The organism is Spirosoma arboris, from assembly GCF_009754945.1.
Taxonomy (GTDB): domain Bacteria; phylum Bacteroidota; class Bacteroidia; order Cytophagales; family Spirosomataceae; genus Spirosoma; species Spirosoma arboris.
In genome coordinates, this window is the sequence record NZ_WPIN01000020.1 from 67,301 (window position 1) to 86,011 (window position 18,711).

Here is an 18,711-nt window from a genome sequence, read left to right on the forward strand (position 1 = left end):
TCTTTCACTCTTTAAGCATTGCAAAAAGGCTTAGTCATACGTTCCACCGGCTCCTGGTACGAAATTCGTAACACAGACGGACATATTTTTCAGGGTCGGCTGAAAGGAAAATTTAAATTAAAAGATTTGAAAGTTACGAACCCAATTGCTGTAGGCGACTGGGTTTTGTTTGAGGTTGAAGACGAAGCCGAAAACACCGCAATTATCACGGACATTGTCCCTCGGGAGAATTACATCATCCGGCAATCTGTTCATAAAACAGCGCATGGGCATATTCTGGCAGCTAACCTAGACCAGGCTGTGTTGCTGGCAACGTTGGCCATGCCCCGTACATCACTGGGTTTCATTGACCGTTTTCTGGTGTCGGCGGAGTCTTTCAGAATTCCAACTACTATTGTTTTCAATAAAGCTGATATCCTGAACGACGAAGGGATGGAATACCAGCAGGAAATCATGGACTTGTACCAAAGCATCGGCTACAAGTGTCTTTCTACATCGGCAACTGAGGGCGAAGGAGTTGATGCATTTCGGCAGTTACTCGACCATAAGGTCACGTTGTTATCAGGGCATTCGGGAGTAGGCAAGTCGTCACTTGTAAACGCTATTGCGCCCGATCTGAACCTACGTACCAATGAAGTTTCGACCTTCGCGAACAAAGGCGTTCACACAACGACCTTTGCCGAAATGTTCGAACTAGCCCCCGACACGTACATCATCGATACGCCTGGAATTAAAGAGCTGGGTTTGATGGATACGTCGAAAGAAGAGGTCAGCCATTACTTCCCCGAAATGCGTGACCGCCTGAACCAGTGCCGTTTTCATAATTGCCTACACTTCAACGAACCCGGCTGCGCTATCAAAGAAGCTGTCGCCGAGGGTGAAATCGCCGAAAGTCGCTACATGAGCTACCTGAGTATGATTGAAGGGGTGGATAACCGGCGGTAGGAATGTATGTATGATATAGGATATATGATGTATGGCTCCTGCTTGTCATACATTATATATCCTATATCATACATCTAATCAGTTTGTCATTGCGGCCAGTAAATCAGCCTGCGTAATGATGTGTACCTGCTCTTTTTCGTCGCGGACAAGAAGCGCTTTGTTATCGCGGTCGATTAGTGATGAGAGGGCGTCGACGGTGTTATCTAATCCTACAAATTTGAATGGTTTATCCATAACCTCGCTGACCGGGTGGTCTTTTACCGCCGGATCTTCGATAAGTCGGTTTAAAACGGTTGAATCGGTCAGGCTGCCGACAATATGCCCATTCTCATCTGTCACCGGAATCTGTGAAATGCTGTGACGATTCAATACCTGAATGGCCTGACTCACCGACACCCCCGTACCAATTGTTGTTAGCTGAGCCTGCCGATGCGTCGTGCTGCCATTTTTATGATGAATAATATCGCGGGCGGTTTTGAATGCACGATCTTCCAGAAAACCGTGGTCTTTCATCCAGGTATCATTGTAAATCTTGGCGAGGTAACGCGTACCGTGGTCGGGTAGAAGAATGACCAGCACGTCGTTATCGGTGAGGTTTTCCTTCGCCCACTCCAACGCACCATGAACTGCTGTGCCACACGACCAACCGATAAACAGACCCTCTTCGCGAGCTAATCGCCGAGTCATAATGGCGGCATCTTTGTCGGTAACTTTCACAAAGTGATCGATCACACTGAAATCGACGTTTTGCGGTAAAATATCTTCCCCAATCCCTTCGGTCAGGTACGGATAGATTTCTCCTTCATCGAAAATACCTGTTTCCTTGTATTTTTTGAATACAGAGCCGTACGTATCCATCCCAATCGACACCACATCTGAGTTCTGTTCTTTCAGGAATTTCGACGTACCACAAATTGTGCCGCCTGTGCCTACGCCAGCCGCGAAGTGCGTGACTTTGCCATCGGTATCGCGCCAGATTTCGGGGCCAGTCGTTTCATAGTGAGCAGCTGTATTGGCTGGGTTGTCATACTGGTTAGGATATAGCGAGTTAGGAATATCTCGGTTAAGTTTTTTTGCCACCGAGTAATACGAGCGGGGATCGTCGGGTGCCACGTTCGTGGGGCAAACGACTACTTCGGCGCCAACGGCCCGCAGAATATCAATTTTCTCCTGCGATTGCTTGTCGGCCATCGTAAAAATGCATTTGTAGCCTTTCCCAATGGCAGCGAGCGCCAGGCCCATGCCTGTATTGCCGCTGGTTCCCTCAATGATGGTGCCGCCGGGTTTTAGCACTCCCCGTTGTTCAGCATCCTCGATCATCCGTATGGCGATGCGATCTTTTACCGAATTGCCGGGATTGAAATACTCAACTTTCGCCAGAACCGTCCCTCGAATACCTTTTGTGACTTTATTCAGCTTTACCAGGGGCGTATTGCCAATGGTGTCGATAATGGAATTATAATAGTTCATGTTGATAAGCAGGCGATTTCGCCAAATTATAGGGTTCAGCGCTGTGGTTTATATCGTTAACGCCAGAAGGTGGAAGTTCGTTTGATGAATTTACCCGTTAACTAACTCCTGTTTCTTCACAGTTCAACGTCTGTTTATAGCTGTTCATCAGGTGTTTTCGCTTGCTCATGCATACGCCTGTTTATGAGCAATTTAAAGCGATATACCTTTGTTGCGTTCCTTTTATTAACCGCCACGGCGAAACAACAACTACTAAAAAATTATGAAAACGTTTGTTCAATCTTTACTGACTGCCCTGCTTCTGAGCACGGCCACATTTGCATCACCTTTAGCCACTACCCCAGCCAAATCGGCGGCTGAGCCCGTCACGACAGGCTCGTACAAAGTGGCCGTTTTCCCTTCATCAAAACCTTCCCGACTGAATGTCTTCGTAGAGCGAACACCAGGTCAAAAAATGGCCGTTTCGCTGAAATCGGCAGATGGTACGTTACTAGGAAAACAGCTGGTGGGCAAGAAGCAGGGTAATTTTTGTTTCCAGTTCGACCTGTCTGAACTGAATGACGGTTCCTACTCTGTTGAGGTTGCTGCTGGCAGCGACGTAACGGTTTATCCGGTTAAGCTAGCCACGCAACCTGCTCAGGCAGCCGCTCGCTCCATCACACTCAACTAATCGAGCCGTGATTTTATGAATCAGCCACGGCCGTGAGGCCGTGGCTGATTTTTGGCGTTTTGCCTGATCCAGTAGGGATAGAAAGTTTATAGAGAAGAATATTATCGTGCATTAGCAAGCATGCCGTAGGTATGCAACGTTTGCGATTGGTTGCATACCTACGGCATGCTTTATCACACATAGAAGGCTGTTTTCTATAAACATGCCATACCTACGGCATGGATAACCAAAATGATAGGATAGTTAGTTTTGAACCTGCATTTGGTTCATTTTTGCTTGCTGTATTGGTCCAGAAAGGCAATTATCTGTTTGTGGAAATGGGCGAAGCTGCGGGATTGCTTGGCGAGTTCATTGAAGTCTGCTTTTTCAGCAATGGCTTGGGCGATTGATCGCATTTTTCGTCCATCATCTTTATCTCCGTATAAAAGCCGTTTTAGATCTTTTTGATGCAGTTTTTCTAAGCTGTCGTTGTTAGGCTTATTATTTATTTTCAGTTGGTAGGCCTGATACGCTAGCCAATGTTCGATAGCCTGAATTGGAACGTAGACTATTATTTGTTCCTGATAGCGCTTGTAGGCACTACCTAAAGCCTTATGCAGTTTTGTGCATTCTAATGTGTGTTCTTTCTGTTCGTCTGTCTGATCAGGGCCATCCAGGTCAATACCGACAATGCAGAAAGCCTGTTCTTCATCACGTAATGCCTTCAAACAGAGTTCTTCCGCTTCCTGTAATACCTTCGATTTACTGGGTTGCTTCTTCAGTAAATCTAAACTACTACGTTTGATTTGTAATCCTTTCTGAGTTGCAAGCCGCTTTACATAAACCGGAATGAACGAATACTCCGCAAAGCCTTCTGCAATCAGAGCGTACACAAGCGGTGGCTTCATAACGATTCTTCGGGAACACCGCCTAGCAAACCATACATCCAGCTTTCACCTAAATTACTGGTAAAGTCAATCTCTTTCGTGCCCGTCTCACGGCTGCGCTGATTTGAGGGTTCAATAATATCACGCTGTAAATTTTTTACGTGCGTTGCGCCCTCCTCATCTTTCGAAAATACAAATACAGCTTCAGGCATAGATGTAAATTCGTTCAGCACATTTTCATTGTGTGTTGTCAGAATGATTTGAATGTCCTTTTCGTCCGCCAGACGAAAAATAAAGTCCATTACCTCCCGAATACGACGTGGATGAATTCCCTTTTCCGGTTCTTCGAGAAGCAGGAGTTTTGGCGGATTTGGTTGGTTTATGATGCAGAGAAGAGCGATGAAATAAAGAGTACCTTCGGAAAGTTCGTCGGCCCAATAAATAGTCTTCTGCCTCTCGTTTGTTAAGCCAATACGCTTAAAGGTTTTGTCGCCAAATTGCTTAACTAATTCAGGTGTTGATTCGACATTCTGAAAATTGATTTCCGTAAATTCTGGAACACATTTCGCTAAATCAATTTTTATTTGAGCAAAAGTTGCCGGGTATTCGTCTCGAATTCGGTCAAAAAAAGCAATTAAATTAGACGCATCGGCGATTACAGACGCATCTCCACGTCCTACTGGAGAAGGCTTATCAAGTTTGTTAGTGTCAGGTTTGTAAATTATTACTGGTCTAATCTTTGCTTTTAGCTCTTCTGGATTATAATGAAGCGTTGTCCCTTTTGATCTTTGGTTGTGTTGAATTATATCTCTTGACCTTTCAATATTCTCAGAACTTGAAATTTGACATGAGAATATTATTTCAACATCATAATCTTTAATGTGATCATAGTATAAATCAATGCTTATTGATTCACCTTCACTTAACCTAAAAATTAGACGCTTGTAATCTTGCTCCTGTTGATTTGTATTATCCTTATCCATATACTCCAGCGCCTTCAAAAAATTCGTCTTACCCGAGTTGTTCGGGCCGATTAACAAATTGACTTTTTGAAGATCGAGCGTGACGTCTTTTAGACTCTTGAAGTTCTGGATGGAAACGCGCTTGAGCATGTCTGTAAAGTTATTTGTGGACAAGTTAAGTAATTCCTCTACTTGCCCATTTCGGTAGCACGCATCAACACGGTATTGTCGGGGTCAATAGCAACAGAACCAGGCTTGATTGCGAGCGGTACAGTGAACGTTTGCGTTTGCTCAGTCATCGTCAGGCGGGCAGTGCGGGTGATTTCTTTCCCGTTACTTCCTCGGATGCTGAATGTAAGCGGAACTACAAAAAGTGCTCCCGTTCGCTGTGTTTGTCGGACATCAATAACCAACGCTTTTTTTGTAGCGTCATAATTTGATCCCCAGACTAGTTCGGGATAACCGGCCTGGTAGAGCCATTGCTGGAAAAACTGACCCAGTTTCTTACCTGATGCGGTTTCCATCACGGCTTGTAAATCGCTGGATTGGGCGTTGCGGTTGCGATAGGTGGAGTAATAAGCCCGAATGCCCTTCCAAAATGCGTCGTCGCCGATTTCGTTGCGGAGCATATGTAGCACCCAGCCGCCTTTTTGGTAGGAATTTGGGTTTAACAAATCCATCAGGTTCGTCGTGGTCGAGTCAACAATAGTGCCTTTGGGTTTTAGGGCCGAGAAACGGAAAATCTGCCCTTTGTTCTGATTCAGTACAGCGTTGAGCGTGTCTTTACCATAAGCATGTTCGAGGTAGAGAGCTGAGAAATAAGTAGCAAAACCTTCGCTCAGCCAAAGCTGCGACCAGTCGGATTCTGTAGCCGAATTGCCGAACCACTGGTGGGCAATTTCATGCGCTAGTAAAGCCTCCACATCCGAATCCTTGTGCCCTACAATCACTTTCTCGTTGTAGAAAATGCAACTGGCGTTTTCCATTCCCCCAAAAATCGTGGTCGACTCAACATTGGCCAGTTTCTCGTACGAATACGGACCAATCTTATCGATGAAGTATTGCAGAATCTCCTTCGCCGGACGATAGTCGATAAACCCTTTCTGGCTGTCGTTGGGATACAACCAGCTTTGCACCGGCACTCCACTTACTGAGCCGACTTCCTCAACCGCAAATCGAGCGGCACCAATCACCATTACTTTCGTAGGAATGGGTGTACTTTCCTGCCAGCGTGTTAGTTTCCGACCATTAGGCAGTGGACTTTCGTTCAGAAGTTTACCATTTGCAATGACTCGATACGTCGCGGGTGCATTGACTGAAAAGGAGCAAGTTGCCTTGTCGGAGGGGTGATCGACAACGGGGAGATAATTACGGGCATTGTTTGGCCAGTTATCGCCAAAAAACGTGCGCTCACCAAACTTATTTTGACTGATAATCAATCCTTTCGATGGCGTACCGTCATAACGAATAACCACTTCTGTCGGCTGATTAGGAGCAGCAGGAAGATTGATAAATACCCGGTCGTTGCGTTGACTAAAAGGAGTTGCTTTGCCATCAGCCAAACTTACAGAACGCACTTTCATACCTTGTGCAGAATCTGCCTTACTACCGATCAGGTCGAACCAGACGGTTTGCCGGTCATCGGTGCGGGTGAATCGGATGGTAGTTTCCCCTTTAATCTGATTAGTTGAATCGCTCAGCGTGAGCGAGAATGCATAATTCTGAACATCGACGCCTGGCTGGGTATACCGAGCTAAATTGCCCGGTTGCTGGCATTGAACAGCCGATGTGACTGAAACAAATAAGGCAATTAATAGTCCTTTTCTCTTCATGCTGATTTTACTCCTTAATTTCCTGGCAAAGTTCGATTAATACACCATTTGTACCCTTAGGATGCAGGAAACACACTAATTTATTATCAGCCCCGCGTTTCGGGACTTCATTCAATACCGTAAATCCTTCATTTTTTAGCCGCTCTATCTCGCCCTCAATATCATCTACTTCAAAGGCTATATGGTGAATTCCTTCCCCTTTTTTCTCCAGAAATTTGGCAATCGGACTGTCAGGACTGGTGGCTTCGAGTAGTTCGATTTTGGTTTGATTCACTCGAAAAAAGGAAGTCATTACACCTTCGGCTGCAACAACTTCGGCTTTGTAGGGGGCCACGTTCAATAACTTTGTAAATAAGTCATTCGACGCGGCAATGTCGCGAACGGCTATACCGATATGTTCGACGTTAGTAAGCATGTGTTCTAAAGAACTTTTCCGTTTGGCCGAAAGTTATAGAGAAAGCATTGATATGCGTCAACATTGACTCGATTACGACTATGGTTACGGTTTCAGAAATTGCCAAAAATAAAATTGTTGAACTACGTCAGAAGGATGGCCTGGCCGAAAATTACGCCATTCGCGTAGGCGTACAAGGTGGAGGTTGCTCGGGCCTGATGTACGATCTTCAATTCGACGCTACGCAGCAACCAACCGACCACGTTGTTGAAGATAAAGGCGTTAAGATTCTGATAGATCGCAAAAGCCTTCTCTATCTGGCCGGTACCGAACTCGATTTTTCGGACGGATTGAACGGCAAAGGTTTCCAGTTCAAAAACCCCAACGCCAGCCGAACTTGCGGTTGCGGTGAGAGTTTCGCCGTCTGAGACCGGGATTTAGCTGATTATCGGATTAGCACGATTTTGTTGAAGCCGCTCGTAAGAAGCGGCTTCTTTGTTTTTAAACTTCACGGATTAATAGATATTTGTCGATTGCTGGAAGCAAAATCCAGAAAATCCTCAAATCTGCTAAATCCCGGTTATGACAGCCAAACCCGTTAGCCATTCACGCACGACTCTTACCGAATTGATGATTCCGGCTTATGCTAATTTTGGGGGCCGTGTACACGGGGGCATACTCCTGTCATTGATGGACAAAGTTGCGTACGCTTGTGCGGCTAAACACGCCGGTCAGTATTGTGTGACGGTTTCGGTGGATGGCGTTAATTTCCGGCAACCGGTTGAGGTAGGGGAGCTGGTTTCGCTGATGGCTTCGGTCAACTATGTGGGTCGAACGTCGCTGGTGGTGGGTATTAAAGTTGTGGCCGAAAATGTGAAAACTGGGAGCGTGAAGCACACAAATACCAGCTATTTCACCATGGTAGCGAAAGACGATCATGAGAAACCTACCGAAGTGCCACCGCTTCTGCTTGAAACGTCTGATGATATTCGCCGTTTTCTGGAAGCTATGAAACGCAAAGAACTTCGGGTCTTAAATGCAGAATATTTTCATAATGCCAAGACCCAAATGCTGATCGACGAGAGTGTTGATAAGTTAGTCAACGAGCGTTGTGAATTGGCAGACGGATTGGAGTTGTAGTACCGACCGTCCCGGTCGGGTGTGTATCTGGTTGACACGGCCGACCGGGACGGTCGGTACTACAGTTCCCCACGCACAATCTTAGCCCCAGCCACCATGTTCGCCAGCTTTTGTTTGGCTGCCCAGCGGGCGGTTTGGCTTAGGCCGCAATCAGGAGCAACGGCTAGCTTTTCGGCCGGAACATAAGGCAGACATTTGCGGATACGTTCGGCTACGTCTTCGGGCGTTTCGATGTAGTAGCTTTTTACATCGATGACACCCACTGCTACGTCGAACTTCTCCGCAAAACGTTCCAGGAGATTCACTTCTGAGAAATTCAAGATGGTCATTTCGGAATGAAGCTCATCGACAGTCATATCCAGAAAGTCAGGAAGCATAGGAGCGATGGTCTTCTTTCCAACTGATCGACCTTTGTAGTTGCCAAAGCATAAGTGCATCGACAATCGGGTTTTACCGACGCCTGGCGCTACTGTCCGGTTAAAAATATCGACGAAGCGCTTGGTATCTTCCCGATACGCGTAGCACGACATGGATGGCTCATCGACACATATTTCGGGTACACCCAATTCAACCAATGTAGCAATTTCCTTGTTCACTAATGGTAACAAGGCTTCCGTTACTTCCCAACGGTCTTTGTATAGAGTACCCGGCAATAGTCGTCCACTGAGCGTGTATGGGCCTGGAATCGATACTTTTATGCCCTGTCCTTCGGGAGCCAGCCGCTTTAGCCGTAAATATTCTTCAACAACACCTAACCCGTTAGGAGCGGTTAGAGGTTCTATGATATTATGCTTGCCACGCTGATCATGAGCTGGTGGACCAAACCGACGTAATTCTGTCTCATTGTTCTGGATGCCGTTGATATAACCGTAAAACGATAGATTGAAATCGAAGCGGGTTTGCTCGCCATCAGTAATGACATCTAGTCCGGCAGATACCTGGTCGTGAACAGATGCGACAACGGCATCTTCAATCATTTCATTGATGTCGGCTGGGCCAAACTGACCGAGATGCTGACTGGAAAATTCGAGCCAGCCCGGAAAGGGCATCGAGCCGACAACAGTGGTTTTAATGGGGACTGGCTGCACAGTATTGACTAAATTGAGTGATGAGATCAGTTAACTTTAGGCACTTTCTTACTGGCAAAAGCACTTCTTCATGAGGTTTTAACTAGTCGAAGTTATATTCCCACCACAGTATATCTTCTATGCGGTCAAACAACCGAAAACCATTTTTTTCCAGTACTTTCTGGGATGCCACATTGTCTGTGTTTGTATCGGCTACTACTCGCACGACCCCTGGTTGCTGACCGGACCAGTCTACCAATCCACCAACCATTTCGGTCATGTATCCCTTTCTCTGCACGGCTGGATAGGTGCCGTAGCCAATTTCGATGGTCCCGGTTTCGTCGGGCTCTCCTTTAAATTTAGCTTCGGCCACAAATTGTTGCTTCTCCCGATCAATAGCCAGCCATAAGGTGTGGTAAAGCGGATCGAGTGTAGAGTTCTGCAAACGAGGTATCGTAAAATGAGTAATGATGCTCAGAACTGGCTCTATCGCTTCCCTATATCCTTTTTTTAACCCCAATGTAGCTTCCAGCCGGTGTTTATCTGCAATGTGTAGCCGAAGTTGATCGAGGTTCAGCGGAAGTAGCGTCAAACGGGGCGTTTCGATCATGGTTGATAGGAATCATAATTGCCCTTCACTCACACTCCAGCCTCCATCAATGGTGAGCACTTGGCCGGTGGTGAAGGCAGAATAGTCAGACATGAAATAAACAGCGGCTCCGTCCAGATCGTCGGGGTGACCAATGCGCCCTCCATCGAGCGGCTGCTTGGTTTTGGTAAAGGCTAAGATCGTCTCGTCATTGGTCGCACGCTGGGCCATTGGTGTTTCGACCAGAGCAGGTGCCAATACATTTACCCGAATGTCATCCTTCGCATAGTAAGCTGCCACCGACTTTGTGAAACCAATTACGCCCGATTTCATCGCGGCATAGGCATGAGTCGCAAAGTAGGCAGGCGAGGGCCGAGACCCTAGTACAGAACCCATGTTGAGAATAGCACCACCACTGCCCTGCGCCCGAAAAGCCCGGACAGCCGCCTGATTGGACAACATTAACGAAGTCATGTTGAGGTTAACCGTGTAATTCCACCCTTCGAGGGTAATATCATGAAGTGGTCCATCTCCGAAACGCCGTCCGCTACCGCCTGCCACATGATACAATCCATCGAACCCACCAAAAATCTGTTGACAAAGCGCAATGGCTTTAGGTGCCGTTTGTGGATCGGAGGCATCCCCCGACATCGCTAATCCATTGCCATCCAATTGCTTTTCTGCTTCTGCACAACTTTCCGGATTACGTCCAACCACAACCACTTGTGCTCCTTCCCGTACAAACGCCAGTGCAGCCGACAAGCCCATACCTGTTGTACCGCCAATGACAACAATCTTTTTATTTTCTAACCACATGGTACTATTGGATAAGCGAATAGGTATTTAGTCTCGCAAGAAACAAAATAGACCGGCTACTGCCAACCGTTGTTTTGTTTATGTAGCTGATTTTCGCTTTCTATCGAGTTGATGGTAGGTATGTTAGTTATTAGTAGAGAAGACAGTAACTGAAGCGTTCAGTAGTCATTTCCTGATCGATTTACCTGATAGCAAGCAGAGAGTTCAACGCTCTCGGCCTGCTATTGACAGTTTACAATAAATCTCGCTCAATTATCTTTCCGCTGGCTTTCTCTTTCAGAATCACCTTATTCCGGCCATCGTGGGTCATTTCCTGTTTGATGAGATAATGATCTTCGTCGTATTCGACTAAGGTAGATTCGGGCTTGAGGCCTTCTTGTCCGCGCCAAACGGGTAGGTTTACTTTTTCCCATTGCTTCGTTTCTGCCGATTTATAAGCCGCATCCAACACCGCATTGACAACATACCCATCGTAGAATGTTTCGGCGGGTTCGCGACCTTCTTCCTGCGATTTGAACATGTCGGTAAACATGTGATTGTAACCCAGATCATTTACTTCATCGCCAACGGGAAATAGCCAGCCCGTATTCGATTCGGCCTTTTCTGCTACGTAGTCGGCACCTTTGCCGGTAGTAAACATCTCGAAGCCAGTACGCAGAAAATTGTTGATCCAGATGGTTCCTTCTGTTCCCATCACTTCGTCGCGGAGGTCCATACCGCCCCGGAATGTCCAGCTTACTTCAAACTGCCCAATGGCTCCGTTTTCGTATTTTACTAAGGCAATGGCGTGATCTTCGGCATCAATGGGTTTTACCTGGGTAGCGGCCCAGCACATGACTTCAACCGGTTTTACATCTTTGCCAATGAAATTTCGGGCTATTTCAACGCAGTGGCAGCCTAAGTCGAGCATACAACCACCACCGGCTTGTTCTTTATCCCAAAACCAGTCGGAGTGAGGGCCAGGGTGTGTCTCGCGGGATTTTGCCCAGAGAATTCGGCCTAATGCGCCGTTTTTAACGCTATCTAGTGATTTCAGAAACTTGGGTGTGTAGCACAGGTCTTCTAGATAACCAGCAAAAATCCCAGCTTCCTCAACAGTTTTCATCATACGCAGGGCTTCTTCGCCTGTGCGACCCAATGGCTTCGTACAAACCACCGACTTCTTGTGTTTCGCGCACAGGTTGACAGCCGTTTCGTGAATGTTATTGGGCAGGGCAATACAAACCATATCCACATCGGGGTGGGCAATGACTTCTTCCATATCGGTCGAAGCAAAATCACAGCCATAGTCGGCTTTAAATTTATCGGCGGTTTCCTGGCGACGGGCATAAATGGCTACCACTTTGTCGCGGCTGCGCTGACCGTGAATGGATTCGGCGTAGAAACGGCCTATGAAGCCGCCACCAAGCATGGCAATACGTTGCATAAAGGTTCAGGTAAAAGGTTAATCCGTACTTTCGTAACACTAAATAGCTACAATCTCGACTGATAACGCCATTCATGCCTAATTTTTTTGACATCCATACCATTTTCTTTACGCTATGGGATTACCCCATGAGTTATCTGGAGTTTTTCGGTGTGGTAAGTGGATCGGCGGCTACCTGGTTGGCTGCTCGGGCGCATGTCTGGAGCTGGCCCATCGGTGCTGCCAGTGTACTGCTGTTTTTCTTTCTGTTTTATCAGATTCAGCTGTACCCAGACATGTTTTTACAGGTGTTTTTCTTTGTCACAAATCTACAGGGTTGGTGGCGATGGACACACCCGACCGTCGATGAAGCTGATCAACGAAACGAACTTCGTGTTACCCGACTGGTAGGGCGTCCGTTAGTTTTGGTTTTGCTTGGTGGCGTAGTAGCTACCGGGATTATGGGCACGTTTGCGCAGAATCTGCACGTCTGGTTTCCGGTATTATTCAGTAAGCCCAGCGCCTTCCCCTATTTAGATTCCTTTACGACTGTCATGAGTATCATTGGTACGTTCATGATGATTCATAAAAAGCTGGAATGCTGGTGGGTTTGGCTGGCCATTGACATTATCAGTACCTATATGTACTTCACAAAAGGGGTAAAACTAGTGGGCGTGGAGTACGCTATTTTCTGCCTGATCGCTTTTCAGGGAGCCTGGCATTGGACGAAGGAGTATCGAAGTTACTCGGGACAAACAGCATGATAATGGGCCTCGTTTTCGGGAAGTTTATGCCGGTTCATAACGGGCATCTGGCGTTGATTGAGTTTGCTCGCAAGCAGTGCGACCGGCTGATTGTATCAATGACCATTTCGCCTGATGATGTAATTTCGCCCGCTCTCCGAATTCAATGGCTGACTGAATTACTCGCTCCATATTCTACTATAGAGGTTGTAGCGGAGACGAACGAGTTTCACGATCCAACATTGCCGTTGTGGGAAGCGACTAAATTATGGGCGGCTTTTATTAAACGACGCTTCCCAAACGTGAGCGTATTTTTTTCATCGGAGGCCTACGCAATTCCATTAGCGCATCATTCGGGTTTACGGCATGTGGCTTTTGACCCTCCTCGGGAGAAAGTGCCTGTTTCGGCTACGCTGATTCGGGAACAACCAGCCAGATATTGGGATTTTATTCCTGATGTGGTGAGTCCTTATTTCGTCAAAAAAATATGTTTGTACGGTCCTGAGAGTGTTGGTAAAACCACATTGGCCCGGCAGTTGGCCACCGACTACAAAACGATTTTTGTACCCGAAGTTGCCCGAGATATGATTACATCCAATGAATTTACACTCGACGATTTTGTTCGTATTGGTCAGGCGCAAACCGAAGCTGTACAGCAAGCAGAGCGGCAGGCAAACCGGATTTTATTCTGCGATACGGACGTAATTACGACCCAGATTTATGCAGATATTTATCTGCGCGAAGTACCGCCATTTCTTTACGAATTGGAGCGCCAGGTGCATTATAATGCCTATATACTGTTGGATATCGACGTTCCCTGGGTTGCCGATGATCTACGTGACCACGGCCATAAGCGGCCTGAAATGCTGGCTCGTTTTCGGGCTGAGCTTGATCGCCGAAATTTGCCTTACTATTTGGTAAGTGGCTCATATTCAGAGCGGATGAGTACCATAAGTAGAATTACGGATAGGTTACTCGAAACAGCTTAAGCCGTTCAATAAAATTGGATGTTTTTTAGATTGTCAAGTATAAAGCAAAAATTATAAATTATAATTATTTAAAGATTTTTTACCTATAACCTACTGATAATTATGATATTACCAATATTGTACTATAATTTTGCATTGGAAACCAAACAGTAAACCTCTATGGCAGTTGCCAAACAATTTCTAAAAAGCAAACCGCTTGCAAAAGTAACGTTTGAATTGTCGGCTGAGGCCGTCAACGGCGCAAAAACGGTCGCTCTGGCCGGTGAATTTAATAGCTGGGACCCTAGTGCCCAAGTTTTAAAGAAGCAGAAAGATGGTTCGTACAAAACGACTGTTGAACTGCCTGTGGGTGGCGAGTATCAATACCGCTACATTTTGGATGGTACGACTTGGACAAACGATTGGGCTGCTGATAAATACGTAGCCAGTGGCGTTTCGAGCGATGAGAACTCAGTTGTTGTTCTCTAAGAAAGACATTTGGTACGAACGATAAATGGGTAATTAGGTGTCATTGTGACTTGCCTAATTACCCATTTACTTTTAAGTCTACCTACTAGTTATATCGTAAAACTGTCGGACTCGACGTAGGCTTTGATCAGGGCCACTTCACCTTCTTTACCTTGTTGGGATTTGCCGTGTTCCATACCAAAAATGAACTCCTTATTCTCGGCTTTCTGCTTTTGGTAAATGTGTTTGAACACGTTTTTGTAATTGATTTCGCCTGTAGTCGGCTCGTTACGGCCTGGGTTATCACCAATCTGAAAATAGCCAATTTCGCTCCAGCACCAATCAATGTGCGGAATAATATGCCCTTCGTTTTTCTGCATGTGGTAGATGTCGAATAGAATCTTACACGATGGACTATTTACTGCCCGACAGATTTCATACGTCTGATCGGAGGTGCGCAAAAACAAGTTTGGTGTATCGCTGAGTGGTTCCAGCACCATGGTTAGGTTACCCGCTGCCAGAATATCGGCTCCCCGGCGAAGGGCATCAATTACGTTGCCCGTTTGAATACCAATAGGCAGTTTTCGCTCGAAATCGCCGGGTACAACCGTTGTGAGTTTCGTGTTGCAACGTTTGGCGGTTTCAACGGCTTTTTTGCAGCCGTTCAGGAAAATATCGATGTACTCCTGCTTTCCGGCTGCCAGGGTATTTTGCCCATTACCGCCTTTGTCGAGTACGAACACGCCCATGGTTATACCCAGGCGCGCCATCTCTTCACCGAGTTTGGTTTGTAAGGCAGGGTCGCGGCCCATCATACCATTGTCTTCCATCGCCGTAAAACCCATATCGGCCATAAACTTTAACTGGTCGATGAGGTCTTTTCCTGCGCTGTTTTCAAACATGCCAAAGTGCGGGGCATATTTGAGTTTAAAATTATTCTTAGCCAGGAAATTAGGCTGCGAATGCCAGTTCTCGGCGATCGATTCGCCCGAAACGGAGGCACCCGTCAGGCCTAAGCCAGCTGCGCCAAAAGTTGATTTTACGAAGTTGCGTCGTTGCATAAGGGTTGTCTGAACCGGGATTTAGCAGATTTAAGGATTTTCTGGATTTTGTTTTTCGATTCGCTTCGAAGAAGTGCAGAACAAAATCAGTTTTAATCCCTAAATCTGCTAAATCCTGGTTCTATTTCTTTTTTAAACTTGCTAAATATTCAACTAAATCCACTAATTCCTGCGTACTCATGGTCTCCTGTAAGCCAGATGGCATCATTGACGAGTCTATCTGTTTCATGGAGACTACGTCAGCCATTTTGTAATTCTGCACGACTCCACCGGGAAACTTCATTTGCAGATCCGTCTCGGTTTTGCTGGATACAATACCCGTCATGGAGCTTCCATCCTTAAACTTGACATCCCAGCCTTCAAAGCCAAAACTAATACCCGCGTCGGGGTGCAAAATAGCCAGATATTGCCCTTCTTTAGGTAGTTTGGAGCCAATTTCAGAAAGTTTAGGACCAAAATCCATTCCCTCGTTATTGACCTGGTGACAGGTAGAACAGCTGTTTTTGAAGGTGACTACGCCCCGCGTTGCATCGCCATTCAGAGCGAGTAATTCGTTCAGTCCGGGCAGCTTTTTACCTTCAGCACTTTTGCCTCCATCCAGGAAACTAGCCGCCTGCTGGCGAACATTTTTGCGCCAATCACCACTCACACCTTGTACGGCGGCTTTTTTGTAGTCACCTTTTATGTCGCCAGATTTTAAGAGAGCCACAACCAGATCGGCCCCTTCCGTACTACCGCCTAATGAACGTGTTGCTTCCTTTCGGAGCACTGCTGGGCGTTTTTCATCTAAAGCCACTCGTTTCAAAATGTCAATGGATTCTTTATTCCCGATACGACGTAAAGCCATTAGCATATTAGTCGCGGCTTCTGTATCATTGCCGTCTATCACGAACCAAACTAACGGACTCCCGCCCTGTTTCAGTAATTGTCGGGCAGCATCACGACCCATGCCCTCTGTCGCTTTCTTTACTGCCAATTGCTTGAGACGGTCGTTTTCAGAAGTCGGTTCATAGCGTGTCACAAGCTCGATGTATTCGGTCGTTCCATACACATCGCCCATCAGTTTGGTGAGAGCAGCCGTTGCAACAGATGAGCTTTTTACAAAATCAGGATCAAGGTGGCGTAATGCTAATTTGGTCACATCGGTTGAGTTGCTATTGGCTTGCAAAATGCCCAGTAGTGCGTTTGATTTTTCGGTAGCACCAGGATTGAAATCGAATGCCCGGAAGTAGCGTAACCGTTGGCTGAGATCCACCGAAGGGTCGCCTGCGAGCTTAGCCAATAGAGGAACGGACTCTTTGGTACGAGCACGCCAGACAATGTCACGGCCACCTATATTTGCAAGCGGATCATTCTTCATTTGCTTCATCCAGGCGGTGTAATAGCTATCCCAGTTACCTTCGGCACCAATGCCTAGTGCTTCAAGATACCAGCGGTCTTTACCATCGTACTGGCTAGCCAGTTGTGCCCATAAACCCGGAGCTTCTGCTGATGTACTCCGTCGAAGCGCAATGATACACTCGCGACGTACCTGTGCATCTTGGTCATTGACTAATTGCTTTATGTATGGAATTACATCAATCTTAAGCTCACGGGCGGCTCGGAGCGCCGTAATGCGTAGATCGGGATTAGTGCTTTTCAGTGCTGTTTCAATGTATTTTGGGCCTTTCTCCAACTTGCTCAACAACCACAATGCGCGGGCTTGCATCCGTGGATTGCCTGACGATTTGTATAAGTTGGCCAGTGGCTTTTCTGCTTTTTTGTCCAGTTCGCGCAATTTCTGCCAGCCAGCATACCGGATTGACATATTTGGGCTTTGCAGGGCTTCAATGGCTCCGGCAGTAGTCGTGAGATCCACTTTCGGCATGGCATAAGGTGAATTTGGGGGCGCCACGCGATAAACTCGTCCCCGGTTCTGATCACCTGCCTGGTGACCACCTACGCCTGGGTCATACCAGTCGGCAATGATCAGTGAACCATCGGGAGCTACGCATACATCAGCAGGTCGGAACCACTGGTCACGCGCGCCTTCAAGCACATTCACAATCTCTGCCTTGTAGCCTGCGCCATCTTTCTGAACCGGATACGATCGCACTACGTTTGGTCCCGCATCGCAGTGAATCATCTGATTACGAAAAACTTCGGGCAGGAGTTTACCTTCGTACACAATCATTCCCGTTGGCGAACCCGCACCCGTCTGTAGCAGGTTGGGTACAACACCTGGGTCGTTCAGGTGCCAGTGACGACGTGGAATTTCAGGTTCAATATTTTCCCGATTAGCCTGCCAGCCCGCACCTGTCATTTCGTCGGTGTAGCCATAATTGCCGCCTTCCATTACATAGTTAATTCGGACACCTTTGTTGCCATCGTCGTCGTTATCCGACTGCCAGAGCGTACCGTATGAGTCGACGGCTATCTCATAGTTATTGCGGAAATTCTGGGCTAGCATTTCTACGTTTTTACCATCGGGATCGCAACGGAATACCATGCCCTGCTTGAAATTCTGTTTATTAATCGTTTTTCCGGTAACAACGTCTGTAATAGCGTTACCGTCCTTATCGAGGAGCTGTTCCCCTGCATTACCAAAGTTGAAATACCATTTGCCGTCGGGTCCGAACACAAATGTGTGCATGCCGTGGTCGTGCTGCTCACCCCCGATACCAGTAAAGAGCAGTTCTTTTTTATCGGCTTTGTCGTCTCCATTTTCGTCGGTCAATACCCAAACGTTCGGGCTATCAGAAATGATGACTTTGTTGCCTTGCACCCATATACCGAGCGGAGATTCGATGCTCGGGTCCTGATAAAATACTTTAGAGATATCGGCTTTCCCATCGCCATTCTGATCTTCCAGAATCACGATACGGTCGCCTTCTTTGTGGGTGGGATTGCCGTTAATGGCTGGACGATAATTATAAGCCTCACATACCCACACCCGACCCCGTGAATCTACGTCAATGTCGGTTGGATTGGTTAGCATTGGCTCCGACGCAAAGAGAGTTGCTTCCAGCCCTGGTGCTACATTCAGGCTCCCAACGGCGTATTTAGGATCATGTTTATCGTCGTCGCTCATTTGAGCAAACAAACTGGTCAGGTATTTGCCCGAAGCCGCATTCAGGTTACGGTTCTGGTAAGCACCAATAAACCCGCCACCAATTAGCAAACCGGCTGCCGATAGGGCAATAGCCCGACGGGTAAATGTAAAGCGTTTAGATACGGAAAATGGGGTCATATGCTTGAGCAACGGCGCGGGGTTAACTCGTTAAACTGTGCCATAACTATCTATTGAGTAAAAATAACAGGAAGGCCAGTTTATAC

At 46.8% G+C, this 18,711-nt stretch carries 18 protein-coding genes; 7 read left to right on the forward strand and 11 right to left on the reverse strand.

What is annotated here, in order from left to right; translation table 11 throughout:
• Positions 1-18 precede the first annotated feature (18 nt).
• Complete coding sequence (gene rsgA / locus GO755_RS33950; protein ID WP_157589893.1) at positions 19-945, forward strand: ribosome small subunit-dependent GTPase A; 927 nt, start codon at positions 19-21, stop codon at positions 943-945.
• A gap of 78 nt (positions 946-1,023) precedes the next feature.
• Here rsgA and GO755_RS33955 read toward each other — a convergent pair whose 3' ends face one another.
• Positions 1,024-2,415 (reverse strand): cystathionine beta-synthase, encoded by a 1,392-nt coding sequence (locus tag GO755_RS33955; RefSeq protein WP_157589894.1) that lies wholly within the window; start codon positions 2,413-2,415, stop codon positions 1,024-1,026.
• Between the two features lie 262 nt (positions 2,416-2,677).
• Between GO755_RS33955 and GO755_RS33960 the strand changes: the two genes are divergently transcribed.
• The gene (locus GO755_RS33960) at positions 2,678-3,085 is read left to right on the forward strand and encodes a hypothetical protein (RefSeq protein ID WP_157589895.1); all 408 of its coding nucleotides are present in this window, start codon (positions 2,678-2,680) and stop codon (positions 3,083-3,085) included.
• Positions 3,086-3,351: 266 nt separating this feature from the next.
• Here GO755_RS33960 and GO755_RS33965 read toward each other — a convergent pair whose 3' ends face one another.
• From GO755_RS33965 to mce, 4 genes are read right to left on the reverse strand one after another with little or no spacing between them, the layout of a single operon-like run.
• Positions 3,352-3,972 (reverse strand): DUF4276 family protein, encoded by a 621-nt coding sequence (locus tag GO755_RS33965; protein ID WP_157589896.1) that lies wholly within the window; start codon positions 3,970-3,972, stop codon positions 3,352-3,354.
• Positions 3,969-5,063, reverse strand: coding sequence for an AAA family ATPase (locus GO755_RS33970; protein WP_157589897.1), 1,095 nt, complete (start codon positions 5,061-5,063; stop codon positions 3,969-3,971). The genes GO755_RS33965 and GO755_RS33970 overlap by 4 nt, the downstream gene beginning before the upstream one ends.
• Positions 5,064-5,101: 38 nt before the next feature.
• Positions 5,102-6,745, reverse strand: a complete 1,644-nt coding sequence (locus GO755_RS33975; RefSeq protein WP_157589898.1) for a M1 family metallopeptidase — start codon at positions 6,743-6,745, stop codon at positions 5,102-5,104.
• Positions 6,746-6,752: 7 nt separating this feature from the next.
• Positions 6,753-7,160 carry a methylmalonyl-CoA epimerase gene (gene mce, locus GO755_RS33980; protein WP_157589899.1) on the reverse strand — a complete coding sequence of 136 codons (408 nt, stop codon included), beginning with the start codon at positions 7,158-7,160 and terminating at the stop codon, positions 6,753-6,755.
• An 80-nt stretch (positions 7,161-7,240) separates the two neighbouring features.
• Here mce and GO755_RS33985 point away from each other — a divergent pair, with 80 nt between their 5' ends.
• Together GO755_RS33985 and GO755_RS33990 are read left to right on the forward strand one after the other, a co-directional pair.
• Positions 7,241-7,567 carry a HesB/IscA family protein gene (locus tag GO755_RS33985; protein ID WP_142770511.1) on the forward strand — a complete coding sequence of 109 codons (327 nt, stop codon included), beginning with the start codon at positions 7,241-7,243 and terminating at the stop codon, positions 7,565-7,567.
• A gap of 154 nt (positions 7,568-7,721) precedes the next feature.
• Positions 7,722-8,279 carry an acyl-CoA thioesterase gene (locus GO755_RS33990; protein ID WP_157589900.1) on the forward strand — a complete coding sequence of 186 codons (558 nt, stop codon included), beginning with the start codon at positions 7,722-7,724 and terminating at the stop codon, positions 8,277-8,279.
• Between the two features lie 59 nt (positions 8,280-8,338).
• Here the strand turns inward: GO755_RS33990 and GO755_RS33995 are convergent, their stop codons facing one another.
• From GO755_RS33995 to GO755_RS34010, 4 genes are all read right to left on the reverse strand, one after another.
• Positions 8,339-9,367 (reverse strand): methionine synthase, encoded by a 1,029-nt coding sequence (locus GO755_RS33995; RefSeq protein WP_317166014.1) that lies wholly within the window; start codon positions 9,365-9,367, stop codon positions 8,339-8,341.
• A gap of 82 nt (positions 9,368-9,449) precedes the next feature.
• Complete coding sequence (locus tag GO755_RS34000; RefSeq protein ID WP_157589901.1) at positions 9,450-9,956, reverse strand: GNAT family N-acetyltransferase; 507 nt, start codon at positions 9,954-9,956, stop codon at positions 9,450-9,452.
• 12 nt (positions 9,957-9,968) lie between these two features.
• A complete protein-coding gene (locus GO755_RS34005; RefSeq protein WP_157589902.1) occupies positions 9,969-10,751 on the reverse strand; it encodes an SDR family NAD(P)-dependent oxidoreductase in 783 nt (260 codons plus the stop codon).
• A gap of 232 nt (positions 10,752-10,983) precedes the next feature.
• The gene (locus tag GO755_RS34010) at positions 10,984-12,177 is read right to left on the reverse strand and encodes a Gfo/Idh/MocA family protein (RefSeq protein ID WP_157589903.1); all 1,194 of its coding nucleotides are present in this window, start codon (positions 12,175-12,177) and stop codon (positions 10,984-10,986) included.
• 74 nt (positions 12,178-12,251) lie between these two features.
• On the opposite strand from GO755_RS34010, the gene pnuC reads away from it, so the two are divergent.
• The 3 genes from pnuC to GO755_RS34025 all read left to right on the forward strand — a co-directional run bounded on the left by pnuC (position 12,252) and on the right by GO755_RS34025 (position 14,356).
• Positions 12,252-12,920: a nicotinamide riboside transporter PnuC gene (gene pnuC, locus GO755_RS34015; RefSeq protein WP_157589904.1), complete on the forward strand. Its 669-nt coding sequence runs from the start codon at positions 12,252-12,254 to the stop codon at positions 12,918-12,920.
• A 2-nt stretch (positions 12,921-12,922) separates the two neighbouring features.
• Positions 12,923-13,888 carry an AAA family ATPase gene (locus GO755_RS34020; RefSeq protein ID WP_227687190.1) on the forward strand — a complete coding sequence of 322 codons (966 nt, stop codon included), beginning with the start codon at positions 12,923-12,925 and terminating at the stop codon, positions 13,886-13,888.
• Positions 13,889-14,047: 159 nt separating this feature from the next.
• A complete protein-coding gene (locus tag GO755_RS34025) occupies positions 14,048-14,356 on the forward strand; it encodes an isoamylase early set domain-containing protein (RefSeq protein WP_111344898.1) in 309 nt (102 codons plus the stop codon).
• Between the two features lie 89 nt (positions 14,357-14,445).
• On the opposite strand, the gene GO755_RS34030 is transcribed toward GO755_RS34025, so the two are convergent.
• Positions 14,446-15,396, reverse strand: a complete 951-nt coding sequence (locus GO755_RS34030) for a hydroxypyruvate isomerase family protein (protein ID WP_157589906.1) — start codon at positions 15,394-15,396, stop codon at positions 14,446-14,448.
• 121 nt (positions 15,397-15,517) lie between these two features.
• Positions 15,518-18,625, reverse strand: a complete 3,108-nt coding sequence (locus GO755_RS34035) for a PVC-type heme-binding CxxCH protein (RefSeq protein WP_157589907.1) — start codon at positions 18,623-18,625, stop codon at positions 15,518-15,520.
• Positions 18,626-18,711: the final 86 nt, after the last annotated feature.